This window comes from Methylobacterium sp. BI1, from assembly GCF_056680125.1.
Window position 1 is genome coordinate 3,501,623 of sequence record NZ_CM155267.1, and the last position, 25,993, is coordinate 3,527,615.

General features: G+C 67.8%; 25 protein-coding genes and 1 riboswitch. Of the genes, 8 read left to right on the forward strand and 17 right to left on the reverse strand.

Annotation, left to right across the window (positions count from 1 at the left end; all coding sequences use genetic code 11):
* Window positions 1-184: 184 nt before the first annotated feature.
* Entirely contained in the window at window positions 185-418 is a 234-nt protein-coding gene (locus tag AC1MGR_RS16510) for a DUF6894 family protein (protein WP_480232284.1), read from the reverse strand.
* A 452-nt stretch (window positions 419-870) separates the two neighbouring features.
* Between AC1MGR_RS16510 and AC1MGR_RS16515 the strand changes: the two genes are divergently transcribed.
* Entirely contained in the window at window positions 871-1,623 is a 753-nt protein-coding gene (locus tag AC1MGR_RS16515) for a Crp/Fnr family transcriptional regulator (protein WP_480232285.1), read from the forward strand.
* 25 nt (window positions 1,624-1,648) lie between these two features.
* Here the strand turns inward: AC1MGR_RS16515 and AC1MGR_RS16520 are convergent, their stop codons facing one another.
* Both AC1MGR_RS16520 and ftsY read right to left on the reverse strand, forming a co-directional pair.
* Window positions 1,649-2,266, reverse strand: a complete 618-nt coding sequence (locus tag AC1MGR_RS16520; RefSeq protein ID WP_108037478.1) for a septation protein A — start codon at window positions 2,264-2,266, stop codon at window positions 1,649-1,651.
* Window positions 2,267-2,333: 67 nt separating this feature from the next.
* Window positions 2,334-3,773 (reverse strand): signal recognition particle-docking protein FtsY, encoded by a 1,440-nt coding sequence (gene ftsY / locus AC1MGR_RS16525; protein ID WP_480232286.1) that lies wholly within the window; start codon window positions 3,771-3,773, stop codon window positions 2,334-2,336.
* 41 nt (window positions 3,774-3,814) lie between these two features.
* On the opposite strand from ftsY, the gene AC1MGR_RS16530 reads away from it, so the two are divergent.
* Window positions 3,815-4,528 (forward strand): RluA family pseudouridine synthase, encoded by a 714-nt coding sequence (locus AC1MGR_RS16530; protein ID WP_480232287.1) that lies wholly within the window; start codon window positions 3,815-3,817, stop codon window positions 4,526-4,528.
* Window positions 4,529-4,551: 23 nt separating this feature from the next.
* On the opposite strand, the gene mtaB is transcribed toward AC1MGR_RS16530, so the two are convergent.
* Window positions 4,552-5,796, reverse strand: a complete 1,245-nt coding sequence (mtaB, locus tag AC1MGR_RS16535; protein WP_480232288.1) for a tRNA (N(6)-L-threonylcarbamoyladenosine(37)-C(2))-methylthiotransferase MtaB — start codon at window positions 5,794-5,796, stop codon at window positions 4,552-4,554.
* A gap of 1 nt (window position 5,797) precedes the next feature.
* The gene (gene dapF, locus AC1MGR_RS16540; protein ID WP_480232289.1) at window positions 5,798-6,691 is read right to left on the reverse strand and encodes a diaminopimelate epimerase; all 894 of its coding nucleotides are present in this window, start codon (window positions 6,689-6,691) and stop codon (window positions 5,798-5,800) included.
* Window positions 6,692-7,001: 310 nt separating this feature from the next.
* Here dapF and AC1MGR_RS16545 point away from each other — a divergent pair, with 310 nt between their 5' ends.
* Window positions 7,002-7,697: a GyrI-like domain-containing protein gene (locus AC1MGR_RS16545; RefSeq protein ID WP_480234821.1), complete on the forward strand. Its 696-nt coding sequence runs from the start codon at window positions 7,002-7,004 to the stop codon at window positions 7,695-7,697.
* 343 nt (window positions 7,698-8,040) lie between these two features.
* Here AC1MGR_RS16545 and AC1MGR_RS16550 read toward each other — a convergent pair whose 3' ends face one another.
* Window positions 8,041-8,553: a methylated-DNA--[protein]-cysteine S-methyltransferase gene (locus tag AC1MGR_RS16550; protein ID WP_480232290.1), complete on the reverse strand. Its 513-nt coding sequence runs from the start codon at window positions 8,551-8,553 to the stop codon at window positions 8,041-8,043.
* Window positions 8,554-8,944: 391 nt separating this feature from the next.
* On the opposite strand from AC1MGR_RS16550, the gene AC1MGR_RS16555 reads away from it, so the two are divergent.
* Window positions 8,945-9,943 (forward strand): helix-turn-helix domain-containing protein, encoded by a 999-nt coding sequence (locus tag AC1MGR_RS16555; protein ID WP_108037273.1) that lies wholly within the window; start codon window positions 8,945-8,947, stop codon window positions 9,941-9,943.
* 479 nt (window positions 9,944-10,422) lie between these two features.
* A complete protein-coding gene (locus AC1MGR_RS16560) occupies window positions 10,423-10,824 on the forward strand; it encodes a helix-turn-helix domain-containing protein (protein WP_480232291.1) in 402 nt (133 codons plus the stop codon).
* A 15-nt stretch (window positions 10,825-10,839) separates the two neighbouring features.
* Here AC1MGR_RS16560 and AC1MGR_RS16565 read toward each other — a convergent pair whose 3' ends face one another.
* Together AC1MGR_RS16565 and AC1MGR_RS16570 are read right to left on the reverse strand one after the other, a co-directional pair.
* The gene (locus AC1MGR_RS16565) at window positions 10,840-12,069 is read right to left on the reverse strand and encodes a glycoside hydrolase family 191 protein (RefSeq protein ID WP_480232292.1); all 1,230 of its coding nucleotides are present in this window, start codon (window positions 12,067-12,069) and stop codon (window positions 10,840-10,842) included.
* Between the two features lie 110 nt (window positions 12,070-12,179).
* Complete coding sequence (locus tag AC1MGR_RS16570) at window positions 12,180-12,338, reverse strand: tudor domain-containing protein (protein ID WP_181259689.1); 159 nt, start codon at window positions 12,336-12,338, stop codon at window positions 12,180-12,182.
* A 202-nt stretch (window positions 12,339-12,540) separates the two neighbouring features.
* Between AC1MGR_RS16570 and AC1MGR_RS16575 the strand changes: the two genes are divergently transcribed.
* Window positions 12,541-12,813: a hypothetical protein gene (locus AC1MGR_RS16575; protein ID WP_480232293.1), complete on the forward strand. Its 273-nt coding sequence runs from the start codon at window positions 12,541-12,543 to the stop codon at window positions 12,811-12,813.
* Window positions 12,814-12,891: 78 nt separating this feature from the next.
* Here AC1MGR_RS16575 and gcvP read toward each other — a convergent pair whose 3' ends face one another.
* From gcvP to gcvT, 3 genes are all read right to left on the reverse strand, one after another.
* Complete coding sequence (gcvP, locus tag AC1MGR_RS16580; RefSeq protein ID WP_480232294.1) at window positions 12,892-15,738, reverse strand: aminomethyl-transferring glycine dehydrogenase; 2,847 nt, start codon at window positions 15,736-15,738, stop codon at window positions 12,892-12,894.
* Between the two features lie 184 nt (window positions 15,739-15,922).
* On the reverse strand, window positions 15,923-16,285 hold the full coding sequence (gene gcvH, locus AC1MGR_RS16585) for a glycine cleavage system protein GcvH (protein ID WP_480232295.1): 363 nt from the start codon (window positions 16,283-16,285) through the stop codon (window positions 15,923-15,925).
* Between the two features lie 66 nt (window positions 16,286-16,351).
* Entirely contained in the window at window positions 16,352-17,482 is a 1,131-nt protein-coding gene (gcvT, locus tag AC1MGR_RS16590; RefSeq protein WP_480232296.1) for a glycine cleavage system aminomethyltransferase GcvT, read from the reverse strand.
* 51 nt (window positions 17,483-17,533) lie between these two features.
* A riboswitch (glycine riboswitch) is annotated at window positions 17,534-17,642 on the reverse strand.
* A 257-nt stretch (window positions 17,643-17,899) separates the two neighbouring features.
* Here gcvT and AC1MGR_RS16595 point away from each other — a divergent pair.
* A complete protein-coding gene (locus tag AC1MGR_RS16595; RefSeq protein WP_480232297.1) occupies window positions 17,900-18,691 on the forward strand; it encodes an endonuclease III domain-containing protein in 792 nt (263 codons plus the stop codon).
* 154 nt (window positions 18,692-18,845) lie between these two features.
* Window positions 18,846-19,913, forward strand: a complete 1,068-nt coding sequence (gene trpS / locus AC1MGR_RS16600; protein ID WP_108037287.1) for a tryptophan--tRNA ligase — start codon at window positions 18,846-18,848, stop codon at window positions 19,911-19,913.
* A gap of 46 nt (window positions 19,914-19,959) precedes the next feature.
* On the opposite strand, the gene AC1MGR_RS16605 is transcribed toward trpS, so the two are convergent.
* The 6 genes from AC1MGR_RS16605 to AC1MGR_RS16630 form a co-directional block, all read right to left on the reverse strand.
* Window positions 19,960-20,613: a pyridoxamine 5'-phosphate oxidase family protein gene (locus AC1MGR_RS16605; protein ID WP_480232298.1), complete on the reverse strand. Its 654-nt coding sequence runs from the start codon at window positions 20,611-20,613 to the stop codon at window positions 19,960-19,962.
* A gap of 220 nt (window positions 20,614-20,833) precedes the next feature.
* Entirely contained in the window at window positions 20,834-21,853 is a 1,020-nt protein-coding gene (ilvC, locus tag AC1MGR_RS16610; protein WP_056219936.1) for a ketol-acid reductoisomerase, read from the reverse strand.
* 26 nt (window positions 21,854-21,879) lie between these two features.
* Window positions 21,880-22,524 (reverse strand): TetR/AcrR family transcriptional regulator C-terminal domain-containing protein, encoded by a 645-nt coding sequence (locus AC1MGR_RS16615; protein WP_480232299.1) that lies wholly within the window; start codon window positions 22,522-22,524, stop codon window positions 21,880-21,882.
* Window positions 22,525-22,616: 92 nt separating this feature from the next.
* The gene (locus AC1MGR_RS16620; RefSeq protein ID WP_480232300.1) at window positions 22,617-23,255 is read right to left on the reverse strand and encodes a glutathione S-transferase family protein; all 639 of its coding nucleotides are present in this window, start codon (window positions 23,253-23,255) and stop codon (window positions 22,617-22,619) included.
* Window positions 23,256-23,444: 189 nt separating this feature from the next.
* Window positions 23,445-23,987 carry an acetolactate synthase small subunit gene (ilvN, locus tag AC1MGR_RS16625; protein WP_055949365.1) on the reverse strand — a complete coding sequence of 181 codons (543 nt, stop codon included), beginning with the start codon at window positions 23,985-23,987 and terminating at the stop codon, window positions 23,445-23,447.
* A gap of 116 nt (window positions 23,988-24,103) precedes the next feature.
* Window positions 24,104-25,879 carry an acetolactate synthase 3 large subunit gene (locus tag AC1MGR_RS16630; protein ID WP_480232301.1) on the reverse strand — a complete coding sequence of 592 codons (1,776 nt, stop codon included), beginning with the start codon at window positions 25,877-25,879 and terminating at the stop codon, window positions 24,104-24,106.
* Window positions 25,880-25,993 lie beyond the last annotated feature (114 nt).

The following is a 25,993-nucleotide window of genomic DNA, read 5'->3' on the forward strand; positions in this document are numbered from 1 at the left end:
GACGGCACCGGCATGAAACGTAGCGGCTCGATAGAGCAGCCATCGAACGTCTTGCTGCTCGGACAGAGGGACAGACGTCTCTCATAGCCGGATCTAGGTCTTAAGGAACTGCACCAGAGGGCGTCTGTACTATGTCGTACAATTTGCGGGCTAAGCTAGGTCTGCCCCTGCGCCGGAATGTACGCTATCGCACGGTAGAAAACGCGATTTCGAGCAGAATGTTACCGAAAGAATCCGTGACTTCGAAGCTGCGGCTCTCCCAAATTTTTGGATCACCATAGGTCTCCGGGCGATCGCGAATGTCGCGAACCGTCTGTTCGACGAGAGCCCGGGCCTCCGGCAAGCCCGGTAGGACATCGCCCTCGAAGTCGCGGATCAATGTATCTCGGTCCCGGATATTCATGAAGTAGTGAGGCATGGCGGTTTCATCCGGTGATTACCTGAGGGTCTTCACACCACGCGAGGGTTGGACGGTGCCGCGAGGTTCGTGTTCTTGCGGAAACATCTCCGCCTCTTGGTCCGCTGTCTGAAGACCCGTTTCCGAGTGCCGACGCCGCTGAAGGCAGTGGGAACTCACGCAGATATTTCGTGGCCAGCACCACCAAAACGGTGCTCCCGAAGCCCGAAGAAGGCACAGCAATCGAGGGTAGAGCGCCGAATTTATGAGTTGTATCGATATATCTTAAAGAAAATATATATTATGGATAGATATAAGCCGTGATTTTGGTTCTCAAGAGGACGATTTAAATTTCTAGATAATTGCTTCGTCTGGTAACGAACCGAAATACAACTCGTTGTTCTCTTCACAATGCAACATCGATATGGCATGTCCGCTCTGTCGCCCGCGGTAAGTCTGGGCTGCGGGTGACCTTGCGTTTGCACGCCCGCTTATTGATTGCCGGGGTTGTGACGTCGACCATTGTTCAATCCGAAGTTCGCAATCGCCTCCTTCGTGCGTTGCTGCCGCATGAGTTCGAGCGACTACGGCCATCGCTGGTCCGTTGCTCATTCGAGCAAGGTGCCGTGCTGGAAGTCCCGGGCGAGCCGATCGCCGCCGTGCATTTTCCGGAGCCGGGCATGATCTCGGTGATTGCGCATGCACCTGACGGCGTACAATCGGAGGCCGGGATCGTCGGGCCGGAGGGTATGATCGGTCTCGCCCTGCTCAACGGCGTCGACAGGACGCCGCACACCGCCTTGGTTCAGGTGCCGTGCCGGACCCTTCGGATCGAGGCGGAGGTGTTCCGAACCGCCCTGGCCGAGAGCCGGGCGCTGCACGCCTACTTTCTGCGATACGCGCAGTTCTACGCCGTTCAACTGGCGCAGGCCGGTCTCTGCAATGCACATTTCACCATCGAGCAGCGCCTCGCCCGCTGGCTCCTGATGTGTCACGACCGGGCCGATCGGGAGGATCTGCCGCTGACGCACGAGACGCTTTCACTGATGCTCGGCGTCCGGCGTGCAGGCGTCACGACCGGGCTGCGCGTGCTCGAACTCGCGGGCGCCCTGAAGATGCGCCGGGGCGGCATCGGAATTCGTGATCGTGCCGCGCTCCTAGCGGTCGCTGGAGCGTCCTACGGCGTACCTGAAGCCGAGTATGGCCGCATCCTCGGCGAGGGCTGAGGAACGCCGCCGGTTTCGCGCGATATCAGGCGGGCCCCGTATCCGGCTCCTTGCGCTCATGGCGCAGGAGGAGTGGGGTCTGGGCCAAGGCGAAGGCGATGGTCAGCGGCATGATGCCGAAGACTTTGAAGCTGACCCAGAAATCCTCCGTCTGAGTCCGCCAGACCACCTCGTTGATCACCGCCAGGAAGAGGAAGAACACCCCCCAGCGGAAGGTCAGCTTACGCCATCCATCCTCCGTGAGGGCGAACATCGAATCCAGTACGACCGAGAGCAGGGACTTGCCGAAGGCGAGGCCCCCGAGCAGCACGAGGCCGAACAGCGTGTTCACAATGGTCGGTTTCATCATGATGAAGGTCTTGTCCTGGAGCGCCAGAGTCAGGCCTCCGAACACGACCACCACCACGCCCGAAACCAGGGGCATGATGGGCAGGCGCCGCATCAGCGTATAATGGACCGCCAGGGCGGCCACGGTGGCGGCGATGAAGGCGCCCGTGGCCACGAACAGCTTCTGGTCCGGGTGGACGCCAAGGCGTTCGGCATAGGCATTGCCGAAGAAGAACACCATCAGCGGCCCGAGCTCGAGGGCGAGCTTCAGAAGCGGGGGAAGATGGCGGCGTGGGGGGATGGCTTCGATCTGCATGGTGTCCGTCATATAGGGTTCCGGGCGACGGCTTGCCGTGACACGGCGCTTCAGGGCGAGCGTCGCCTCACCCGGCATCCAGGCCCGCGATGGCCCGGGCGAAGTCCCGAGCCGCGAAGGGCTCCAGGTCCTCCACACCCTCGCCGATGCCGATGAAGTGCACCGGAAGGCCGAACTTGGCGGCAAGTGCCACCAGGATGCCGCCACGGGCGGTGCCGTCGAGCTTGGTCATGACGAGGCCGGTCACGTTCGCGGCCTTCGAGAACAGCTCGACCTGACTCAGGGCGTTCTGGCCCACGGTAGCGTCCAGAACGAGGAGCACCGCGTGGGGCGCTTCCGGATCGATCTTGCGGATCACCCGGAGAATCTTTTCCAGTTCCGCCATCAGGCCCGCCTTGTTCTGCAGGCGGCCCGCCGTGTCGATGAGGAGTACGTCGGTCCCCTGCGCCTTGGCTGCCTCGTAGGCGTCGAAAGCGAGACCCGCCGCGTCCGCACCCTGCGCCCGGGCGATGACCGGTGTCTGCGTGCGCTGGCCCCAGACCTTGAGCTGCTCGATCGCGGCAGCCCGGAAGGTGTCGCCGGCGGCCAGCATCAGGGAGTGCCCTTCCGCCTTGAGCTTCAGGGCGAGCTTGCCGATGGTGGTGGTCTTGCCCGCGCCGTTGACCCCGATCATCAGGATCACGAAAGGCTTCTTCGAGGCATCGATGCGGAAGGGAATCGCCACGGGCGTGAGCGCGCGCTCCACCTCCGTCGCCAGGATCTCGCGGACCGCATCCGGAGAAATGCCCTTCTCGTAGCGGCCCTTGCCGACGGCCTCCGAGATCCGGGTCGCCGTCTCGATGCCGAAATCGGCCTGGATCAGGGCGTCCTCGAGTTCCTCCAGGGTGTCGGCATCGAGCTTGCGCTTGGTGAAGAGGCCGGTGACGCGCTCGGTCAGGGCCGAGGACGTGCGTTTCATGCCGCCCGTCAGGCGGCTCCACCAGCCGCGCTTGGGATCCTCGGAAGCCGCGTCGGGCTCCGGCATGAAAATCTGGGTCTCGACTTCGGGTTCTGGCTCAGGTCCGGGCAGAGGCGCGAGTGGGACTGCCTGAGCCGGCTCCGGCGCGAAGGCTTGGCTCGTCGAGTCGGCGGCCTCGGCCCCCCTTGCGGGATCGTCGCCGGCGGTTCCGGCGGGCGGGCGCTCCACCGCGCCCTCCACGGGCTGGAGGTCGGCACCCTCGAGTTCGTCCGGGATCGCGTTCTTGTCCGGTGTCGCCTCGCCCGGCTCGCCGGGCGGTGGCGGGACGTGGGAGACGTCCGTCGCGGCCGTGGCGAAATCCGGTTGGCCCTCGGACAGCGAGGCAGGGGAGTCGACAGGTAGCGTGGCCGGTTCGACCACCGGCTCGACGACGGGCTTTGCGACCGGTTTGGGGTCCGGCGGTTGGACCGGCACCGGAGCAGGCCGCTCCTCCTCCTTGGTGCCGAACATCTTGCGCAGCAGCCAGCCCGGCCTCTTGTCTTCGTTCATTCCCGCTTGCTCCCCGGACCCGGCATGGTTAGCGCAGGGCCATGCCCCCAGCCGATGCCCTCGTAACAGACATAGGCGCGCGCCTCCTCTACCGCGATGCCCTTGTGCTCGTCATCGACAAGCCGGCAGGTTTGCCGGTCCATCCCGGCCCAAAGGGCGGGGAAACCCTCACCGATCATCTCGATGCGTTGCGCTTCGGTCTGCCCCGCCGTCCGGAGGCAGCCCATCGCCTGGATCGCGATACCTCGGGCTGCCTCGCCCTCGGACGCCACGCCAAGGCCCTGGCCCGCTTGAACAAGCTCTTCGCCGCGACCGGCACGGTCGAGAAGACCTATTGGGCTCTGGTCGAGGGAGGTCCCGAGACCGAGGCCGGCGAGATCGCCCTGCCCCTGGCGCGGCGCTCCGAGGATTCCCGCTCCTGGTGGATGAAGGTCGACCCGGCGGGCGATGCCGCCCTCACCCGTTTCACGGTGCTCGGGCGCGGCGGCGGCCTGACCTGGCTCGCGCTCGCGCCGGTCACCGGGCGGACGCATCAGCTGCGCGTCCACTGCGCCGCGATGGGCTTTCCCATCCTCGGCGACCCGATCTACGGCACCGCTCCCCGCAGTGGCGGACCGGGCCTCCAGTTGCATGCCCGAGCGCTCCAGCTCCCGCTCTACCCAAAGAAGCCCCCGATCCGGGTCGAGGCGCCGGCTCCGGGGCACATGCAGACGGGATTGGCGGTGTGCGGGCTCGCGGGAACGGACCTCGCTTAGCTGACCGATCGGCTGCGATCCTCTCAGGCGGCGATGAGTGCCCGGTCGTCGTGCCCGATGATCGTCACGTCTGCGAAGATCCCGGGTGATGTCTCCGGTGCAAGCCGGACCGGCGTGAATGCTTCCGTGCGTCCGAGACCGCCCCGCTCGGTCAGGACCCGGCGGGTATGGCCCACTTCGCCGGCGAGATGGGCCGCGAGGGCGGCGTCGCCGGTGGCCCGCAGGCGGGCGGCGCGGTCCCGGATGACGTCGCCGGGGACGGGCGGCATCCGGGCCGCCGGGGTGCCGGGGCGGGACGAGTATGGGAAGACGTGGAGATGGGTCAGGCCGCATTCCGCCACGAGTTCGAGGGAGCGGGCGAACTGCGCCTCGGTCTCGGTGGGGAAGCCCGCGATCAGGTCGGCCCCGAAGACGGCGCCGGGGCGCAAGGCCCTGACCATGTTGCAGAATCGGATCGCGTCGGCGCGAGCATGCCGCCGCTTCATCCGCTTCAGGATAAGGTCGTCGCCGGCCTGGAGGGAGAGGTGAAAATGCGGCATCAGCCGCGCCTCGTCGGCGATCGCCGCCATCAGCGCCGCGTCGGCCTCGATGGAATCGATGGAGGAGAGGCGCAAGCGGGCAAGGCCGGGCACCTGCGCGAGGAGGGTCTGTATCAGGTATCCAAGGCCCGGGGTCGCGTCGAGGTCACGTCCATAAGCGGTCAGGTCGACCCCGGTGAGCACCACCTCGTGTCCGCCGGCCTCGACGATGCGGGCCACCTGGTCGACCACGTCCCGGACCGGCACCGAGCGCGAGTTTCCGCGCCCGAACGGGATGACGCAGAAGGTGCAGCGATGATCGCAGCCGTTCTGGACGGGGACGAAGGCGCGGGTCTGCCCAGCGATGCCGGCGATCCGGGTCGGCGTGGCGTGGCGCACCGCCATGATGTCGTCGACGGCGGCGCGCGCTTCCGGCCGGACCGGACGGGACCAGGTCTCGGCCCGGCCCTTGGCGTCATTGCCGACGAGGCGCGCCACCTCCGGCATCGCCGCATAGGCGTCGGTCTCCACTTGGGCGCCGCAGCCAGTGACCACGATCTCGGCATCGGGACGTTCGCGGGCGAGCTTGCGGATGGCCTTGCGGGCCTGGCGCCCGGCCTCGGCCGTGACCGCGCAGGTGTTGACGATGACGAGGTCCGCGGAGGCCCCCGCCGCCGCCGCATGGCCGCGCATCACCTCGGACTCGACGGTGTTGAGGCGGCAGCCGAAGGTCAGGGTCTCGACGGCCATCTCAGGGGGCGCCTTCGGCCAGGAAGATCTCCGGCGGGAAGCTGCCGTCCCATTCCAGGGCCACCGGGCCGGTCATCAGGACATGGTCGTCGGCGCGCCACTCGATGACGAGGTCGCCGCCGGGCAGGCTCACGGTGGCGCCCCGGCCGATCATCCGCAGGCGCGAAGCGGCCACCACCGTGGCGCAGGCGGCGGTACCGCAGGCCAGCGTCAGCCCGGCACCGCGCTCCCAGACCCGCAGCTTGATCCGGTCGGGTCCCAGGACCTGGGCGACCGAGATGTTGGCACGGTCCGGGAAGATCGGGTGGTTCTCCAGCATGGGGCCGATGCGGGCGAGATCGTAGGTGTCGGGATCGCGGTCCACGAAGAACACCGCGTGCGGGTTGCCCATGTTCACGACGCTCGGCGAGTGCAGCACCGGATCGTCGATCGGGCCGATCTGGAGTTCGATCCGGCGGGTATCCTGGAACGGCTCGGCCAGGGGGATCTCGGCCCAGGCCAGCTTCGGCCGGCCCATGTCGACGGTGAAGGAGCGCTCGGCGACGCGCTTGACGCCCACGAGCCCGCCGCGGGTCTCGAGAAGGAGCCGGCCGCTCTCGGCCGGCCGGGCCATGGCCGGATCGTCGAGCATCGCGTAGGCGACGCAGCGGGTGCCGTTCCCGCAGGCGCCGGCTTCCGAACCGTCGGTGTTGTAGATCCGCAGGGACGCGTCGGTGCCGGGCGTGCGGGTATCGTGGATGACCATGAGCTGGTCGAAGGCCGAGCGCGGATAGGCCGCGATGGCACGCGCCTCTCCGGCCGTGACCTGCGTCGGCGTGCCGCGTAGGTCCAGCACCACGATCTGGTTTCCGGCTCCGTGCATCTTCAGGAACCGTCGATGGGCAAGCTCGCTCATGCCGCCTTGTCTCTATGTCGTGCGTCCGGGGTGTTCGAGATCGCGCGGGTCGATGGACCCCCGCGAGGGCGCCCGGCCCTGGTGGGGCTATAGGGCATAGCGACCGCGCACGCACGGGGCCCGGCGCCGCGGCTGCGTTGCAGAAGGGCCGCGCCCTGCCGCCTTCGTGCGGCGCGGCACCCGGGACGGCTCGCCGGGCGGGAACATCGCGCCTAACTTCTCCCCACGGGCCCGGGAGCGTGCGATTCGACGCGCCCCGCGCCGATCCGGAGCCACCGCCTTGATCCGACCAAGCTTCACGTCGCTCGCCATGGTGCTCGCCGGATGCGTCGCTCTCTCGGCTGCCTGCGCCGGGAATCCCGCCCTGGCCCAACCCGCCACGCCGCCGGCCGCGGCCAACCCGCTGCCGACCACCACCAATCCCGATCCGAAGACGCCCGGCACGGCGGACATCCCGGTGCCGGCCCAGGCCGGGACGGCGCCCTCCGCCACGCCGCCGGCCGGACCGCGCCAGACCCTGGTGGCGACCCCCGGCGACGCCAACGACGTCGACGAGGTTTCGCTGCCGGCGAAGCCCGCGGCGATCCTCGCCGGGCGGACGAAGTGGGAGGAGGCGGTGCCGAGCCTCAAGGCCGCGTTCCAGCGGATCGAGGCCGACCTCGCCAAGGCCGGGATCCAGGCCGTGGGCCGGCCGATCGCCGTCTTCGCCAAGACCGACGATGACGGCTTCCAGTACGACGCGATGATCCCGATCGCCGCGATGCCGGATCCCAAGCCGGCGGAGGCCGACGGCCTGCGCTTCGGCACCACGCCGAGCGGCCGCGCCCTGCGCTTCCCGCACAAGGGCTCCTACGACGAGATCGACGGCACCTACGAGACCCTGACCGCCTACCTCGATGCCAAGGACATCGTCGTGCAGGACAAGTTCATCGAGGAATACGTCACGGACCTGAACGACAAGGCCGACGAAAAGCTCGACGTGAACATCTACGCCCTGCCGAAGTAGCGGGCGGTCAGGCCCGGACCGCGTCCGGCCGGGCCTCCCGGCGTCTCCGGCGCCAGGAGGCCGGGGGCGCAGTCATCGTCTTCCGCCAAGTTCATGAGGCCGGGAGGCGGCGGCCGAGCCGATCGAAGCATGCGATCGGCGCGGTGCGGTGAAAGTCTATGAGGCCCTGTCTCCCGGGGGGGCGCTGGTCCGGTAGCCCGCCTTCGGCATCGATCGCGGTGTTGACCGTCGCCAGCACCGCGGCCGTGGCGAGGCCACTCAGGGGCCTAACGAGCGAGGCAATGCCTGAAGGGGACCAGATCGGCCACAGGAGCCTTATGGCATCCACGGTGCGCCGCCCTTTTCAGAACAGGCTGGGCTGTTCGGGGCGTGCGGCGCGCCAGCCGCCTTCCAGGGTCAGCAGGAAGCGCTTGATGTCGAGGCCGCCGGCGAAGCCCGTCAGGGCTCCGCCAGCGCCGATGACCCGGTGGCACGGCACGACGATGGGCAGGGGATTGGCACCGTTGGCCGCCCCCACGGCGCGGCTGGCACCCGGCCGCCCGATCCGACGGGCGAGTTCGCCGTAGCTGACCGTTTCCCCCGGCGGGATCTCGGCGAGCGCCTGCCAGACCGCGTGCTGGAACGGCGTGCCCCGTGGTGCGAGGGCGAGGTCGAAGCGGGTGAGGCGCCCATCGAAATAGGCTTCGAGCTGGACGCGCGCCGGAGCGAAGGCGGTGTCGTCCCGGTGCCAGTCCGTGTCCGGCGTCACCGCGCCCTTGCCGCGCGGAAAGCCGATGCAGGCGAGCCGTTCGTCCGGTCCTGCGAGGACCAGCGGACCGATGGGGGTCGGAAGGATCGTGTAGCGCATTGCCGGCATGGCGAGGCTCGTCAGCGTGGGGCCTGACCTTGGACCCCTTCCAGGCCGAGATTTCCAGGGGGCGGGCTTTCTGGATCTGAGATTTTTTGGGCCGGTAATCCAGCGGCGCGACCTACGCAGGGTAGGTGCGGAGAGTTGATGGACCAAGCTGGATCAATCTCGTCAACGGTCTGCAACTCAGGATTTCAGTAAACAGCGCTCGATTTTTGCGTTCGATATTGGTCGAAGCTGGATCTGACGCTGCACACGGTTCACTTTACCCATCAGATTTTGCGCAAATCATTTGCGTGATCGGAAGCATCTCCCCTAACAGGAGCGACGCACCGGTGCGCTTTCCGACCGGGGAGCGCTGCCGGACCTGGCGGACGGTGGGGGCATCAGGCAAGTTGCGATGACGGGTCATACGCGTCCCGAGCCGGTCACCTGGCGCTCCCAGGGGCGGTTCGTCGCCAGCATCGCCTCGATGCGACAGCTCCAGTTGTTCAACGATCGCGGCGGACTCGCGGTCAATTTCGACATCCTGCGTTCGACCGCGCCCGACATCGCGATCGCAGGGACGCAGAGCAAGGCCTTCAGCCTGTGGGAGACCCGCTCATCCAGCGGCTTCGTGACGGAACCCAAGTACAACGCACAGCTGATCACGATCCGCTTCGTGACGAGCGGCCACATCGTCTATCGGCGCCGGTCCGGCGACGTCGATGGCATTCCGACCCATGCGACCCTCGTCAATTTCAGCGACCTGCGGGAGGTCCAGGCCATCGGAGCGTTCAGCGCGATCAGCGGGACGTTCAGCGTCGAGGTGCTGATGGCCGCCCACGCGGCCCTGACGGGCAGTAGCCACGGCACTCTGCCGGATCTCGCGCCCACGGCCGCCGTGGCGACCCCGGCCATGACGGCTCTGTTTCTCACGCTGCAGCGGGTCCAGCAGCAGACCCAGGGAGTCGATTGCAACGATGACCTGACCTTGCCGCTGCTCAGGGAGGTCCTGAGCTACCAGCTGTTGTCGGCCTGGCCCCGGCGCGCCACCCCCGCACCGGCCAAGGCGCAGGAGATCCCCTCCCGCAACCTCGGGCGGGCGCTCGATTACATCGAAGCGAATCTTTCGCGGGCCCTGACCCTCGCCGACATCGCGGCGGTGGCGGGGATCAGCGTACGCTCGCTTCAGGACAGGTTCCGCCGCGACCTGGGCCGCACACCGGTCCAGGTCATCCTCGAATTGCGCTTGGCGCGGGCCCATCAGGACCTGACTTCGCCCGCCAAGGCGTCCCTGTCCGTCGCCGACATCGCCCGCTCCTGGGGCTTCGTCCATATGGGCGATTTCGGCCAGCGTTACCGGCGCCAGTACGGCTGCACGCCCACGGAAACCCGCCGTATCAGCCGCGCCTTCTGAGGCGTTCGGAGCGGCCCGGAGGCGTGTCGGGCCGCCGAGATCGCATCGTTCATCGCTCGCGGCTCGATGCGCGATCGGGCCTGTCTATCAGGATCGTGCGCCGGCATATCAATATTGCGAAGATTTGACAGATTCTGTCATTTGAAAGAATTTCAGTAAGTTGTTCCTCGCCTGCAAACAATCGTTAGAAGCGCGATGCATCAGCGGGACGGACTTCGAATGTTCGGCGAAGGACTTTTCGATCTGTCGCCGCAAGTGCGGTTGTGTTTGCTGCTCCGGCACGGTGCGGACGTTGCAGACTCACTTCGCATGCTGCCCTGACTTTGCAACCTAAAGTGGCAAAAATGCCCTACACTGAACCCACGCTTGTTTGGCTGGAAAACCTGAACCGGGCCCGGACCGGCGCGCCGCAAACCCTCACTGAAGGGTGCGGTCCGGTAGATGGCGACGCGCAAACGGCCTCGCTCGCCGCCGCCGATATGGTGGGCCTCGAGGACGAATTGCAGAAGCGCCTTGGTGAGATCGTGTTCTCGACCCTCTGCGAGAAGCTCGGCAGGTCGGCTCTGCTGTCAGTGGAGAGCGACATCGCCACGACCGGGAGTCTGACACCCGATCATCTCCGAGCCGCGCGCGCCCTGCTCAACTGGTCGATGTCCGATCTCGCCCTGGAGAGCGGACTCTCGATCTCGACGATCAAGCGCATCGAGCTGGAGCCGCAGGACGTCACCCGGCGCAGCTACCGCCTCGTGGTCGACACCCTGCGCGGCGGGGGCATCCGCTTCGTCGCCCTCGACGGCGGCACGATCGCTGTGGCCAAGGCGAGCCGGGCCGCCCCTCCGGTCCCTCGGCTTCCGCCGCAGATCCCCGGCCACCCGGGCTGATGCGCGGCGTCCCGCTCAGTAGAGCGGGATGTCGTGATGGTCCGGCCCTAGATGTGGGGTATGGTGTGGGACGAACTCCCCCTGGGCGCCAGGATCGGTCCCGGCTGCGGAATTGCCGGCCCCGTGCAGTCCGGGCTCCGGGGCTCCGGCCATCATGGCCATGGCCTCGACGCGCAGGTCAGCGGCCGGATCCCGCGGTCCCGGAACCTCATCCGCGAACACGAAGCTGTCGGCACCGGCTTCGCTCACGAGCGCGTGGTGGCCATGGCTGCCCGCATGGTCCCCGTGGCCCTGGTGCCGAACGGCGTGGTGGTCGGGTCCGGCCGGTGCGGTGGAGTCGTCCTCGGCGGCGGGTGGCGTAGCGGCGGGCGGTGTGGCGGAGGGCGGTGTAGGCAGGACCGGATCGGGCGGAGCCGCCGCACTGCCGAGGCCGTCATCGTGCAGGACCTGCCCCGGAAGGACCCCCTCGGTGTCGACGCCGACGAGATCCAGCTTAGCGACGTAGCTGCCCATCCCGGCCGCCTCGGCCTTGGCATGGACATCGGCGACCTTCTGCGCGCCGGTCACGTACTCGATCGCGACGACGTCCTTGCCGGCAGCCTGGGCGATCTTGAGATGCTCCAGGCTCGCCTGCGTCTCGGCGGCGGGCTGCTTCGCGGAACCGTCATCGTTGTAGAAGAGGTTCTCCTTGAACAACCCGTCGATGCTGTCGACGTAGGCTTTATCCGTCAACAGGTCTTCGGCTCCGTTGACCCAGACCTTGAAGGTCGGGGCCTGCGCCTTGGCATAGGCGCTCAGCTCCTGGACCAGCGTCCGCATCGCACCGGCGGCGTCTCCGCCGGGGGCATGCGCCTGCGACCAGGGCAATTCGAACGCATCGACCACGTCGAAGTAGATGCCGTCATAGCCCGCCTTGACAATCCGATCGATGGAGGCTTCGGCGACCGCCTTCCACGCCGGCGTCCAATAGGCGACCTCGAAATCGCCCGCCCATTTCGGATCCTCCGGCCCGAGCGCTTCGCTCGGGATCGTGGCGAAGTAGTCCCGGTAGGCCTCGGCCTCCCCGAGGCTGAAATAGCCCAGGAGCAGGGCCTGCCCCGGGCCGCCGCCCATCTGCTTCACCTCGGTCGGCGTGAACATCCGCCCGTCATCGGTGTAGACCTCGACCACTTTCACGTCGAACGGTGCGGCCGCGATCACCGCCGGATCCACGCCTTGCAGGACATACATCGCCGTCTTGGGCATCGCTGTGCCTCCCTTGGTTTTTCTACGATTTTGGTTGGGTGATGAGACGGGGCGTGCGTGGGCCGGGACTCTTTCGGTCTCGCGGGATCGGACGCCCTGTGGCCGGCGCCCTAGTCGGTGGGGGCCAGATCGTCCGCGGACCAGGTCTCACGGGTGTTGCCCACGTCGACCTCGTAGGCTTCGCCCAGGTTCCAGACGCCGACGACGGCGCCCACGCGGCCATCCGGCAGGCGCACGAGGTCGAGGTGGATGAAGGGGGAAGGGGTCACAGGCGTATCCTCCAGCGTCTTCGCCAACGGAGTGCGCCATCTTCGAACCCGAATATCAGTTCGTGCGGCGCCTCCGTGGCGATCAATACGACTGACAATTGATATAGATATTTTTTCCTGCCGTATTGATTTGATGTTAATCTTAGACGTTTATGGGATTGACGTCAAAGCCGTCTGATCCATGGCGCAGAGACTGGGGCGGATGGCTGCGCTGCGGCCCGTCCGTCCGCGGCGTCCTGCCCCGCCGATCCGGACCGGCGGCGGACTGGGGAAATCGATCACGAGGGGGCGCTGGGATGTATTCCACAGCTATCAACAGCATCGGCGCGGGTTGATCTTTGTAAAGTCAAGTTCCAGCCACAATCCTGAAAAAGACTATGCCTTGGCTGTTCCAGCGGAGGCTGTCATGACAGTGACGATCTTTGATCCTCTGACCGGGAAGATGGTGACGATCACGCTGCCCGACTGGCGATAGGCCGAGGGCTCCGGCGCGTGGCTGCCACGCGGAAAGGCGCTCCCGTCCCGCATGGGCCGGGAGCGCGCTGGACGGCGCCTACTCCGCCGCCTCGCTGTAGGCCTCCACCGGCGGGCAGGCGCAGACGAGGTTGCGGTCGCCGTAGGCGTTGTCGACGCGGTTGATCGGGGGCCAGTACTTGTCCATCCCCAGGCTTCCGCTCGGGAAGCAGGCCGCCTCGCGGGAATAAGGGCGCTCCCAGGTGCCCACGAGGTCCCGCACCGTATGGGGCGCGTGCTTCAGGGGATTGTTGGCCCGGTCCAACCGCCCGTCCTCGATGGCGCGGATCTCCTCGCGGATCGCCAGCATGGCGTCGCAGAAGCGGTCGATCTCGCCCCTGGTCTCGGATTCGGTGGGCTCGATCATCAGGGTGCCGGCCACCGGCCAGGACATGGTCGGTGGGTGGAAGCCGCAATCGATCAGGCGCTTGGCGATGTCGTCGACGCTCACGCCCGCGCTCTTCTGGAACGGCCGCACGTCGATGATGCACTCGTGCGCCACGCGGCCGTTGGCGCCGGAATACAGCACCGGGTAGGCGCCCTTCAGGCGGGCCGCGATGTAGTTGGCGTTCAGGATGGCGATGCGGGTCGCCTGGGTCAGGCCGCGCCCGCCCATGAGCAGGCAGTAGCTCCAGGAGATCGGCAGGATCGAAGCCGAGCCGTAGGGCGCGGCCGAGACCGCCCCCTCCGCGCCGGTCCGCGGGTCGGAGGGCAGGAACGGGATCAGGTGCGCCTTGACGCCGATCGGACCCATGCCGGGGCCGCCGCCGCCGTGGGGGATGCAGAAGGTCTTGTGCAGGTTGAGATGGCTGACGTCGGCCCCGATGTCGCCGGGGCGGGCGAGGCCCACCAGGGCGTTCAGGTTGGCCCCGTCGAGATAGACCTGTCCGCCATGGCCGTGGACGATGTCGCAGATCGCGCGGACCTGCACCTCGAACACCCCGTGGGTGGACGGATAGGTGATCATGCAGGCGGCGAGATTCTCGGAATGCTGTTCGGCCTTCCGGCAGAAATCGTCGAGATCGACGTTGCCCTGCGCGTCGGCGCCCACCACCACGACGCTCATGCCGCACATCTGCGCCGAAGCGGGGTTGGTGCCGTGGGCCGAGGACGGGATCAGGCAGACGGTCCGGTGCGCGTCGCCCCGCGACAGGTGATAGGCCCGGATGGCCAGCAGCCCGGCATACTCGCCCTGCGCCCCGGAATTCGGCTGCATCGAGATCGCGTCGTAGCCGGTGATGGCGCAGAGCTTGTCGGACAGGTCGTCGATGAGCGCGCGGTAGCCGAGCGCCTGGTCCGCCGGGACAAAGGGATGGATCTCCGAGAATTCCGGCCAGGAGATCGGCAGCATCTCGGCGGTGGCGTTGAGCTTCATCGTGCAGGAGCCGAGCGGGATCATCGCCCGGTCCAGCGCCAGGTCCCGGTCGGCGAGGCGGCGCATGTAGCGCGTCATCTCGCTCTCGGCCCGGTTCATGTGGAAGATCGGGTGCGTCAGGTAGGGCGAGGTCCGCACCAGCCCGGCGGGCAGGCGGCTCTCCGGCCAGGCCTCGTCATAGGCCGGGTCCGTCGCCCCGAAGGCGCGCCAGACGGCCTGGAGGATGTCGGGCCGGGTGCGCTCGTCCACCGTGATGCCGATGCGGTCGTCGCCCACCTTGCGCAGGTTGACGCCGTTGGCCACCGCCTGTCCGAGGATCAGGCTCTGGAACGCGCCGACCCGCACGGTGATCGTGTCGAAGAAGTGCTCCGGCTCCACCGTGAAGCCGAGGGCCTCGAGGCCGCCGGCAAGGCGCACGGCGTCGCGGTGGACCCGGGCCGCGATGGCCTTCAGGCCGCGCGGGCCGTGGAAGACCGCGTACATGCCCGCGATGACCGCGAGCAGCACCTGCGCGGTGCAGATGTTCGAGGTCGCCTTCTCGCGGCGGATGTGCTGCTCGCGGGTCTGGAGGGCGAGGCGGTAGGCCCGGTTGCCGCGGGCATCCACCGAGACCCCGACGAGGCGGCCCGGCAGGGTGCGCTTGTGTGCGTTGCGGGTCGCCATGTAGGCCGCGTGCGGGCCGCCATAGCCCATCGGCACGCCGTAGCGCTGCATGGAGCCGATGGCGATGTCGGCGCCCATCTCGCCCGGGGACTTCAGGAGGGTGAGCGCGAGCGGATCCGCGGCCATGACGGCGACCGCGCCGGCGGCGTGCAGGGCTGCGATGGGCTGCGTCAGGTCGCGAATGCCGCCGCAGACGCCGGGATACTGGAAGATCGCCCCGAAGACCTGGGCGGGGTCGAGGTCTCCGGCGGGATCGCCGACCACGATGGTCCAGCCCAAAGGCGCGGCGCGGGTGCGCAGCACCGCGATAGTCTGGGGCAGGCACTCGGCATCGACGAAGAAGGCGGTCTTTCCATGGGCAGAGATGCGCTGGGCCATGCCCATGGCCTCCGCCGCGGCGGTGGCCTCGTCGAGGAGCGAAGCGTTGGCGATGTCGAGGCCGGTCAGGTCGCAGACCAGGGTCTGGTAGTTCAGGAGTGCCTCGAGCCGGCCCTGGCTGATCTCGGGCTGGTAGGGCGAGTAGGCGGTGTACCAGGCCGGGTTCTCGAAGATGTTGCGCTGGATCACCGGCGGCATGGTGGTGCCGTGGTAGCCCTGCCCGATCAGCGAGACGAGGAGCCGGTTCTTGTCGGCGATGCCCCGCATGTGCTCGATCACCCGACGCTCGGTCATGGCGACCCCGAAATCGAGACGCTCCTCCTGCCGGATGTCGGCCGGCAGGGTCTCGTCCATCAGGGCATGCAGGGTCTCGGCGCCGACGATGCCGAGCATCGCATCGATTTCCTGCGTGGTCGGGCCGATGTGCCGGCGGTTGGCGAAGTCATAGGGGTCGTAGCGATCGGTGGTCATGGGGGACCTCGGCTCGTGAGGGATCTGGACTGCGCCGACGCACCCTCTCCCTTCCGTGAGAGAGGGTGGCCCGCGAAGCGGGTCGGGAGCGGCAAGCCCCGTATCCGGAGAGATCGTCCCCTCCCCGGCCCCTTCCGCGAAGTATCCTCCATCGCGGAAGGGGAGGGTTTGGGGTCTGCGCGCGTTACTTCGCGAAGTCCGCGTAGGCGGTCTCGTCCATCAGCCCGTCGAGGCTGGCCGGATCGTCGAGGCGGATGCGGTAGAGCCAGCCGGCCCCCTGCGGGTCGGCGCCGACGCTGGACGGGTCGGCCACCGCAGCGTCGTTGACCTCGGTGACTTCGCCGGAGACCGGCGCGTAGACGTCGGAGGCCGCCTTCACCGACTCGACCACGGCGGCGGCCTCGCCCTTCGTCAATTTCGCGCCGACCTTCGGCAACTCGATGAAGACGAGATCCCCGAGCTGTTCGGCGGCGTTGGTGGTGATGCCCACCGTGGCGACGTCGCCGGCGCAGTCCAGCCACTCGTGCTCGTCCGTGAACTTCCGCATCGCTCTCTCCTGATTGTTGGCAAATGGGGGGATTGGTTGGTGGCTAGGGGGACGGAACGGGCCCGATCAGGCGCGCTTGAAGCCTGCCGGAACGAAGGGCAGGGCCGAGACCGTGACGGCGAGGCGCTTGCCGCGAACCTCGGCGAAGACGCGGGTGCCGGGGGCGGCGAGCGCGGCCGGCAGGTAGCCCATGGCGATCGGCGCCTGAAGGCTCGGCCCGAAACCACCGGAGGTCACGTGGCCGACCGCCGCGCCGGTCTCATCGGCGAAGAGCGGTGCGCTCGCTCGCACTGGAGCGGGCCCGTCGGGACGCAATCCGACGCGCTTGCGGGCCGGGCCGGCCTCCAGCGCATCGAGGATGAGCGCCGCACCTGGAAAGCCGCCGGCCCGGGCTCCGCCACGGCGTCGTACTTTCGGAATGGCCCAGGACAGCCCGGCCTCCACCGGCTCGGTACCGGGGTCGATGTCGTTGCCGTGCAGGCACAGCCCGGCTTCGAGCCGCAGCGAATCGCGGGCGCCGAGCCCGATCGGCAGCACGGCGGGATCGCCCAGCAGCGCCTCGGCCAGGGCCTCCGCCTTCTCCTCCGGTATCGAGATCTCGAAGCCGTCCTCGCCGGTATACCCGGAGCGGGTGACGATGGCGGAGGCGCCCAGCAGCCCGAGCATCCGCACGTCCATGAAGCGCATCTCGGCCACTTCCGGTGCGAGGCGTGCCAGGGCCGCCTCTGCGCCCGGGCCCTGCAGGGCGACGAGGGCGCGGGCGAGCACGGTCACCGTACAGGTGTCGGAGAGATGCGCGCGGAGATAGGCCTCGTCGGCGACCTTGTTGGCGGCGTTGACCACGAGGAAGAGGCTGTCGCCGCAATGAGCGACCATGAGGTCGTCGCGGATGCCGCCCGCCGCGTCGAGGAGCAGCCCATAGCGCTGGCGGCCCGGCTCCAGGCCCAGGACATCGATGGGCAGGAGGGTTTCCAGGGCGCGCGCCGCATCGTCGACATCCCCCGAATGCGGGGTGAGCCGGATCTGGCCCATATGCGACACGTCGAACAGGCCGGCCTGAGCCCGCGTATGCAGATGTTCCTTGAGCAAGCCGGCCGGGTACTGCACCGGCATGGCGTAGCCCGCGAAGGGGACCATGCGACCGCCGTGACGCAGGTGCAGGGCATGCAGGGGCGTGCGGGCAACATCAGGGGACATCGGATCACTCCACGACGAAAAGCCTCCGGAAGCTCGATTGAGCGTTTCCGGCTGCCCCCATCTGTCGCGGTTACCTGAGAGCTTCTCCCTGACCGCGGCTGCGGTCCGGGATTTCTCCTTCGGTGGACGCCCTCAGGCGCCTCTCTCCAGATTGTCCAACGGTACGGTGATTGTGCCTGAGAGTTTCCGGGGGTGGTTGCTCCGTCGGCGCCATGGTTCGAAGGCTTCTGAGTCCGAAACGCTCGACCTGGGCTCTCCCGTATCGTCTTTGATGACCCAGTCAGGGTTTCACATTGCCCTGCATCAGGCAAGGCGCCCTGCCCGGCCGGCGCGTTACGCTTTGTCCAATCCGTCAGTCCGGACATGGCTTGGCGTCGACTTCGGGAACCGCGACGACTCGGGCTCGATTCCTCCAGTATGCCGATCGCATCAGGGCACGACCTCGCCGGCCCCCGTCCCCGCCGGACCCGCTCTCCAAAGGCCGTACCGGCCGCGGTCGATCCCGCCCTGACGGACAAGGCGTTGGCGATCCATGCCCGCCTCTGCCCGGTCTACGGCTGCCCGATCCCCTACTTCCACAGCCTCGACCCATTGAGCGAACTCGTCTCCTCGCTCCTCTCCCACCGGACGCGCAACGCCGAGTCCGGCCGCGCTTTCAAGGCCCTGCGGGCGCGCTACCCCGACTGGGACCAGATGCTGGCCGCGCCCGTCTCCGACATCGAGACGACCATCGCGGGGGTGACCTGGCCTGAACTCAAGGCGCCGCGGCTCCAGGCCATCCTCTCCGCCGTGCAGGCACGCCATGGCGCGCTCACGCTCGACTTCCTGAAGGACATGACGGTCGACGAGGCCCGGGCCTGGCTCGAGGCGATCCCCGGGGTCGGACCGAAGACGAGTGCGGCGGTGCTCTCCTTCAGCATCCTGCGGATGCCGGCCCTGCCGGTGGACAGCCACCACCACCGCGTCGCCCAGCGCACCGGACTGATCGGCCCCCGCGTCGACGTCGGGCCGTCCCATCCGATCCTGCGGGCGCAGATGCCCGCCGACTGGAGCGCGCAGGCCCTCTACGACAACCACGAAGTGCTGATGCTGCATGGGCAGAAAGTCTGCCATCACCGAAATCCGGCCTGCACCCGCTGCGTGCTCCTCGACCTCTGCCCCGAAGGACAGGCGCGGACGGGGAGCGGCGGCGCGATCCGGGAGCCGTAACGGCGCCGGAGTCTCGTTCCAACGACCCCGTGCGAGCGCCTGCGGAGCGCAAAGTCTTGACCGGTTCCGGCGCGGCGTCCAGAAACCGGCGCTCGGCAGCGCGGAATTTCGTCCGCAGCCGCTCTCCCGCAATCCGCACGAGGACCCCGCCGCGATGAGCGCGTTCAAGGAACTGGTGTTCTCGGGCGTACAGCCGACCGGGAACCTTCATCTCGGCAACTATCTCGGCGCGATCAAGCGCTTCGTCGAGATGCAGGCGCGGGATGCGCAGTGCCTCTACTGCGTCGTCGACCTGCACGCCATCACCCTGTGGCAGGACCCGGCGGCGCTGAAGGGCCAGATCCGTGAGGTCACTGCCGCTTTCCTCGCCGCCGGCATCGACCCCAAGCGCTCGATCGTCTTCAACCAGAGCCAGGTGCCTCAGCATGCCGAACTCGCCTGGATCTTCAATTGCGTCGCGCGGCTGGGCTGGCTCAACCGCATGACCCAGTTCAAGGACAAGGCCGGCAAGGACCGGGAGAACGCCTCGATCGGTCTCTACGACTATCCGGTGCTGATGGCGGCCGACATCCTGGCCTACCGCGCCACCCACGTCCCCGTGGGCGAGGACCAGAAGCAGCACCTCGAACTGACCCGTGACATCGCCCAGAAGTTCAACAACGATTTTTCACAGTCGATCGCTGCCCATGGGCATGACGAAGGGGCCGGCTTCTTTCCTGTCACCGAGCCGCTGATCGGCGGGCCGGCGGCGCGCGTCATGAGCCTGCGCGACGGCACCAAGAAGATGTCGAAGTCGGATGCCTCCGACAATTCGCGGATCAACCTCACGGACGATGCCGATGCGATCGCCGCCAAGGTGCGCAAGGCCAAGACCGACCCGGACGCCCTCCCCTCCGAGGTGGCGGGTCTGGCCGGGCGCCCCGAGGCCGACAACCTGGTGGGCATCTTCGCCGCCCTGAAGGACATCACGCGCGAGGAGGTCCTGCGCGATTTCGGCGGCGCCCAGTTCTCTGCCTTCAAGGGTGCGCTGGTCGAACTCGCCGTCGAGACCCTGGCGCCGCTGGGCGCCGAGATGAAGCGCCTGGTGGCCGATCCGGCCGAGATCGACGCCGTTCTGGCGGACGGCGCCGAGCGCGCCGAGGCCATCGCGGCCCCGACCCTCGACGCGGTCAAGGACATCGTCGGTTTCGTCCGTCGGGGCCCGCGCCTGCGGATGGTGTGATGGGAGCGCCCTCTTCCCGGCGGAGGGAGAGGGCGCGCTGTCCGTGTCAGCTCTCGCCGCGGGCGACCCGGGCCTCGTACTCGGGCAGCTCGATCTTGCCTTCCTGTGCAACGCGGGCCTTGTCCGCCTCGGGGATGACGTCGGCGACCATGTCGAGGCGCTTCCAGAGGGCGAGCGGCGTCTCCTTGTCGGGGGTGGGCACGTACCGGTTCTGCGCCACCTTCTGGTACTTGTGGATGTAGCGCGGGCAGTTGATCCAGGCCTTCGTGACCTCGACGCGGACGAGGTACTTGGCTTCCGTGTATTCGGCCATCAGGGGATCGTCGCGCAGCATCCGGGCATGGCCCTGGACGCGGACCCGGAGCGGGGTTTCGAAGTCGATGAACAGCAGGCCGACCTTGGACTGCCCCTCGATGTTGCCCATCGAGTACCACATGCCGTTGCCGTCGAAGCCCGGGAACACCAGCGTGGTGCCGTCGAGCACCTTCACGAAGCCGGGGCTGCCGCCCTTATAGGAGACGGTCGGCATGCCGTCGGGATCGACGGTCGAGAGAAAGAACATGTCGCGGCTGCCGATGAAGGCGGCCTCGGTGTCGCCGATCCGCTCCTGGACCCAGCCCGTGTCCAGGCGCTCGGCGAGCTTGACGGTCTTGAACTCCTCCTGCAGCGCGCGGTGCGCGTCGTAGTAGAGCGATGCCATGGGGGTCCTCCGCGTTTCGGCCGCTCTCATCCGGGCGGCCGTTGCGGGCGATGATCGCGGGAAACGCCGCGGATCACAACCGCCGACGCCTCTGCGCCGCGGCCCTGCGCGGGCGCCGTGGCCCCGGGTCGCCCATGAAAAAAACCCGGCGCCGCTTTCTCAGCGACGCCGGCCAGATTCGATAGGAGAGGCCGGACGATGCCGACCTCCCGATCCCGTCTTAGTTCTTGGCCTTGTCGACCAGGGCCTTCTCGGAGATCCACGGCATCATGCCGCGCAGCTTGGCGCCGACTTCCTCGATCGGGTGAGCGGCGAGCTTGGCGCGGGTGGCCTTGAACGAGGTCTGGCCGACCTTGTTCTCCAGCATCCAGTCGCGGGTGAACTTGCCCGACTGGATGTCGTTGAGGACGCGCTTCATCTCGGCCTTGGTCTCGGGCGTGACGATGCGGGGACCCGTGACGTACTCGCCGTACTCGGCGGTGTTCGAGATCGAGTAGTTCATGTTGGCGATGCCGCCCTCGTAGATGAGGTCGACGATGAGCTTCACCTCGTGCAGGCACTCGAAGTAGGCCATTTCGGGGGCGTAGCCGCCCTCGACCAGGGTCTCGAAGCCGGCCTTGATCAGCTCGACGAGGCCGCCGCAAAGCACGGCCTGCTCGCCGAACAGGTCGGTCTCGCACTCTTCCTTGAAGGTGGTCTCGATGATGCCGGCGCGGCCGCCGCCATTGGCCGAGGCGTAGGACAGGCCGAGGTCGTGGGCGTTGCCCGAGGCGTCCTGCGCGATGGCGATCAGGGTCGGCACGCCGCCGCCCTTCAGGTACTCGCCGCGCACGGTGTGGCCGGGGCCCTTCGGGGCGACCATGAGCACGTCGAGGTCCTTGCGGGGCTCGATGAGGTTGAAGTGCACGTTGAGGCCATGGGCGAACAGGAGGGCGGCGCCCTGCTTCATGTTCGGCTCGAGCGACTCCTTATAGATGTCGCCCTGGAGCTCGTCCGGGGTCAGCATCATGACGACGTCGGCCTGCTTGGCGGCCTCGGCCACCGACATCACCGTGAAGCCCTCGTGCTCCGCCTTCTTGGCGGTGGCCGAGCCCTCGCGCAGCGCGATGACGATGTCCTTGACGCCGGAATCGCGCAGGTTGAGCGCGTGGGCGTGGCCCTGGCTGCCGTAGCCGACGATGACGACCTTCTTGCCCTTGATCAGGTTGAGGTCGGCGTCGCGATCGTAATAGACCCGCATGGAATGTATCCTCTTCTCGTGGGGTGTCAGGAACGGGCCCGGCCGTACAGGGCCAGGAACTGGTCGACGGCGCGGGCCGCGTCGCGTCGGATCTCGGCGGCGTCGAGGTCGAGCGCGTCGCCGAGGAGGAGCCGAATCTGGATGTCGCGGCCGACCAGGCCGAAGAAGGTCCGGAAGGCGGTCTCGCTGTCCTCGAACGCCAGGAGCCCGGCGGCGCGTCCCGCCTCCAGGACGGGCTTGACCCGCGCGCCGATGGCGAGGCGGCCGTTCGCCAGCACGATGGCGCCGAGGTTTCCCTTGCGCGAGCCGGCATGCGCGATAGCGATGCGGTTGAGCACCACCGAGGTACGGCCTGCGATGACGTCGAGCCAGCTCACGGCGAAATCGAGCAGCCGCTCGCGCAGGGTCTCGGCGTCGAGGGCCTCGTCCGCATCGCGGCCGGCATGGACCCGCGAGGCCTGCCAGCGCACCGTGGCGGTGAGGAGGCCGTCGCGGTCGCCGAACCACTTGTAGAGAGTTTCCTTCGAGCAGCTCGCCCGGCGCGCCACCGCGTCCATCGTGAGCTGGTCCCCCTCCTCGACGAGGAGGGCGAGCACGGCATCGAGCACCGCCTGCTGGCGGGCCGAAGGCGCCTCCTGCACCGTCTCGTCGCGTGTGGCCGTCGCGCTCATGCCGATCCGAAAACCAGTACCGTACCGTACGGTACGCGGGGTCCTAGTCCGATTCGGCATCTCGGACAAGGGGTAACATCCGTGTCGGCTGCCTATTCGGGCAGGGTCAGGCCCTCGCGGGCGAACACGGTGCGCACGGCGTGGCGCGCGGCCATGGCACGGGCGTGGCGCGTCCAGGCGGGGAAGCGCTCGGCCATGTCGAAGCGTAGCGCCGGACCCCGGCCCCAGGTCCAGAACAGCAGCAGGTAGGGGTCGGCGACGCTGTAGGCCTCGCCCAATGCCCAGCCGCCGCTGGACAGCTTGACCTCGGTCATCGTGAACAGGTCGCCGCAGGTCTCCGCGCCCTTGGCCTGGATGCCGGGGTAAGCCGATTCGTCGTTCGTGTAGCGCTCCGCCCGGCGGATATGCGCGTAGGCGATGTGGTGGCCGGTGGAGAGCCAGCCGAGCCACTCGTCGACCCGGGCCTGGTCGCGCGGATCCTGCGGCCACAGGCCGGCCCCAGGATGCGCGCGCGCAATGTGGCGCAGGATGGCGGTGTTCTCGGTCAGCACCCAGTCGCCCTCCACCAGCGCCGGTACGCGACCGCGCTCGTTGACGGCGAGGTAGGCGGGCGCCCGCTGGTCGCCCTTGGCGAGGTCGAGCCACACGGTCTCGAAAGCTGCGCCTGTCTCCTCCAGGGCGATGTGGGAAGCGAGCGAGCAGGCGCCGGGGGCGTAGTAGAGGGTTGTCATAGGAGTTCTGGCCCGTTCCACGTGATGCCGATCAGGGCCGCAAACGTCCCGCGGCCTTCGGCGAGGACGAATTCGGCATCGAGGCGATGAGCCGGAGAAAGCGCGCGTCATCCGATTCCCGGCTCCGGCGCTGTCCCCGTGTTCCGTTTTGCCGCAGACCGCCGCCTCGGGGTGGCTTCGCGGCCGATCCTACATCGGCTCGGCACCGCGTCCCATTGCGGCGATGCCTGTGCGGGAGATCTCCACGAGGCCGATCACCGTCATCAGGCTGATGAAGCGATCGATTTCCTCGGTGGTGCCGGTGACCTCGAACACGAAGGAGTTCAGGGTCGCGTCCAGGGTCTTGGCGCCGAAGGCCGCCGCGAGGGTGAGCGACTCGGTGCGGTGCTCGCCGGTGCCCGCCACCTTGACGAGGCAGAGCTCGCGCTCGAGGGCCTTGCCCTGCAGCGTAAGGTCGACGACCCGGTGCACGGGCACGAGGCGGTCGAGCTGCGCCTTGATCTGCTGGATCACCGCGTCTGTGCCGGCGGTGACGATGGTGATGCGGGAAAGGTGGCGCGCCACCTCGGTCTCCGACACCGTCAGGCTCTCGATGTTGTAGCCGCGGCCCGAGAACATGCCCGAGATCCGGGCGAGCACGCCGGGCTCGTTGTCGACGATGACGGCCAGGGTGTGCCGGTTGATCGGCTCGACCCGACCGGCATCGGGATAGTGCGTGTTCATGGCGTTCATAACGTGCCCCGGATCTTCGTCTGCGATGGCGTGTCGTGTGTGGCCCGGCGGGGCCGATCGGAAAAGGACCGGGCGCGCGGCGCCCGGTCCGGATGCGTCAGGATGGGTCCGGAGGCTCAGACCAGCATCTTGCCTTCTTCGGAGATGACGTCGCCGATCTCGACCCCGGTCTCGCCGAGGTAGTCGGACAGCAGCATTTCGTTGTGCGCCTTGCCCGACGGGATCATCGGGAAGCAGTTCTCCTTCTTGTCGACGACGCAGTCGAAGACCACCGGGCCGTCATAATCGAGCATCTCGGCGATCGCCGCGTCGAGGTCGCCCGGCTTCTCGCAGCGGATGCCCTTGGCGCCGTAGGCCTCGGCCAGCTTTACGAAGTCCGGCAGGCTCTCGGAGTAGCTCTGCGAGTAGCGTGAGCCGTGCAACAGCTCCTGCCACTGGCGCACCATGCCCATATACTCGTTGTTCAGGATGAAGATCTTGACCGGCAGGCGGTACTGAACCGCCGTGGACAGCTCCTGCATGTTCATCAGGATCGACGCCTCGCCGGCGATGTCGATCACGAGCCCGTCCGGGTGGGCGAGCTGCGTGCCGATGGCCGCCGGCAGGCCGTAGCCCATGGTGCCGAGCCCGCCGGAGGTCATCCAGCGGTTCGGCTCGTCGAACTTGAAGTACTGGGCCGCCCACATCTGGTGCTGCCCGACCTCGGTGGTGACGTAGGTCTCGCGGTCCTTGCAGGCCTCGTAGAGGCGCTGGACGGCGTATTGCGGCTTGATGATCGTCCCCGATGGCCAGTAGGCGAGGCAATCGCGCGCTTTCCAGGTGCGGATCTTGCTCCACCAATCCTCCAGGCGGGCCTTGTCCGGCTGGCGCGGCTGGGCCTTCCAGGCGGACAGCATGTCCTCGAGCACCGAGCCGCAATCGCCGACGATCCCGACATCGACCTTCACGACTTTGTTGATCGAGGAGGCGTCGATATCGACGTGGATCTTCTTCGAGAACGGCGCGAAGGCGTCGAGACGGCCGGTGATGCGGTCGTCGAAGCGGGCACCGATGCAGACCATGACGTCGCAATCATGCATCGCCAGGTTGGCCTCGTAGGTCCCGTGCATACCGAGCATGCCGAGGAACTGGTCGTCCGAAGCCGGGAAGGCACCCAGGCCCATCAGGGTCGAGGTGACGGGGAAGCCGGTCTCGGCGGCGAGCTTGCGCAGCAGGGCCGAGGCGTGTGGGCCGGCATTGATGACGCCGCCGCCCGTATAGAGGATCGGACGGCGGGCGGAGGCCATCAGCTCGACGGCCGCCTGGATCTGGGCTGGATCGCCCTTGAACGCCGGCTTGTAGGTCTTGTGGCCGTTCTGGGTCGGGCGCTCGTAGACGCCGGACGCGAACTGCACGTCCTTCGGCAGGTCGATGACGACCGGGCCGGGGCGGCCGTTGGCAGCGACGTAGAACGCCTCGTGCAGGATGCGCGGCAGGTCGTCGATCGATTTGACCAGGTAGTTGTGCTTCGTGCAGTGGCGCGTGATGCCGACCGTGTCACATTCCTGGAAGGCGTCCGTGCCGATCAGGTGCGTGGGCACCTGGCCTGTGATGCAGACCAACGGGATCGAATCGAGCAGCGCGTCGGTCAGGCCGGTGATGATGTTCGTGGCGCCGGGTCCCGAAGTGACCAGGACGCAGCCGACCTTGCCGGACGAGCGCGCATAGCCCTCGGCCGCGTGGACGGCGCCCTGCTCGTGGCGCACCAGGATGTGTTTGAGGGTCTCCTGATGAAAGAGCGCGTCGTAGATCGGCAGCACCGCGCCGCCGGGATACCCGAACAGCGTGTCGACACCCTGATCCTGAAACGCCCGGATGACCATTTCGGCCCCGGTCATGACCTCGCCGCCCATCGTCCTGCTCCTTGAAACTGTCTGTTCTGTTCGTGTCGTCCGGCGCGTCACGGCAATAAAAAAGGGCCCCGAGGGACCCTGCATGCGCCACCATTCGGATCGCGGACCCTGCTG

Coding starts and splice junctions, on each gene's coding strand:
- AC1MGR_RS16510 (WP_480232284.1), bottom strand. CDS start 418: ATGCCTCACTACTTCATGAATATCCGGGACCGAGATACATTGATCCGC.
- AC1MGR_RS16520 (WP_108037478.1), bottom strand. CDS start 2,266: ATGCAGATCGAAGCCATCCCCCCACGCCGCCATCTTCCCCCGCTTCTG.
- ftsY (WP_480232286.1), bottom strand. CDS start 3,773: ATGAACGAAGACAAGAGGCCGGGCTGGCTGCTGCGCAAGATGTTCGGC.
- AC1MGR_RS16530 (WP_480232287.1), top strand. CDS start 3,815: ATGCCCCCAGCCGATGCCCTCGTAACAGACATAGGCGCGCGCCTCCTC.
- mtaB (WP_480232288.1), bottom strand. CDS start 5,796: ATGGCCGTCGAGACCCTGACCTTCGGCTGCCGCCTCAACACCGTCGAG.
- dapF (WP_480232289.1), bottom strand. CDS start 6,691: ATGAGCGAGCTTGCCCATCGACGGTTCCTGAAGATGCACGGAGCCGGA.
- AC1MGR_RS16545 (WP_480234821.1), top strand. CDS start 7,002: ATGGTGCTCGCCGGATGCGTCGCTCTCTCGGCTGCCTGCGCCGGGAAT.
- AC1MGR_RS16550 (WP_480232290.1), bottom strand. CDS start 8,553: ATGCCGGCAATGCGCTACACGATCCTTCCGACCCCCATCGGTCCGCTG.
- AC1MGR_RS16555 (WP_108037273.1), top strand. CDS start 8,945: ATGACGGGTCATACGCGTCCCGAGCCGGTCACCTGGCGCTCCCAGGGG.
- AC1MGR_RS16560 (WP_480232291.1), top strand. CDS start 10,423: ATGGTGGGCCTCGAGGACGAATTGCAGAAGCGCCTTGGTGAGATCGTG.
- AC1MGR_RS16565 (WP_480232292.1), bottom strand. CDS start 12,069: ATGCCCAAGACGGCGATGTATGTCCTGCAAGGCGTGGATCCGGCGGTG.
- AC1MGR_RS16575 (WP_480232293.1), top strand. CDS start 12,541: ATGGCTGCGCTGCGGCCCGTCCGTCCGCGGCGTCCTGCCCCGCCGATC.
- gcvP (WP_480232294.1), bottom strand. CDS start 15,738: ATGACCACCGATCGCTACGACCCCTATGACTTCGCCAACCGCCGGCAC.
- gcvH (WP_480232295.1), bottom strand. CDS start 16,285: ATGCGGAAGTTCACGGACGAGCACGAGTGGCTGGACTGCGCCGGCGAC.
- gcvT (WP_480232296.1), bottom strand. CDS start 17,482: ATGTCCCCTGATGTTGCCCGCACGCCCCTGCATGCCCTGCACCTGCGT.
- AC1MGR_RS16595 (WP_480232297.1), top strand. CDS start 17,900: ATGCCGATCGCATCAGGGCACGACCTCGCCGGCCCCCGTCCCCGCCGG.
- trpS (WP_108037287.1), top strand. CDS start 18,846: ATGAGCGCGTTCAAGGAACTGGTGTTCTCGGGCGTACAGCCGACCGGG.
- AC1MGR_RS16605 (WP_480232298.1), bottom strand. CDS start 20,613: ATGGCATCGCTCTACTACGACGCGCACCGCGCGCTGCAGGAGGAGTTC.
- ilvC (WP_056219936.1), bottom strand. CDS start 21,853: ATGCGGGTCTATTACGATCGCGACGCCGACCTCAACCTGATCAAGGGC.
- AC1MGR_RS16615 (WP_480232299.1), bottom strand. CDS start 22,524: ATGAGCGCGACGGCCACACGCGACGAGACGGTGCAGGAGGCGCCTTCG.
- AC1MGR_RS16620 (WP_480232300.1), bottom strand. CDS start 23,255: ATGACAACCCTCTACTACGCCCCCGGCGCCTGCTCGCTCGCTTCCCAC.
- ilvN (WP_055949365.1), bottom strand. CDS start 23,987: ATGAACGCCATGAACACGCACTATCCCGATGCCGGTCGGGTCGAGCCG.
- AC1MGR_RS16630 (WP_480232301.1), bottom strand. CDS start 25,879: ATGGGCGGCGAGGTCATGACCGGGGCCGAAATGGTCATCCGGGCGTTT.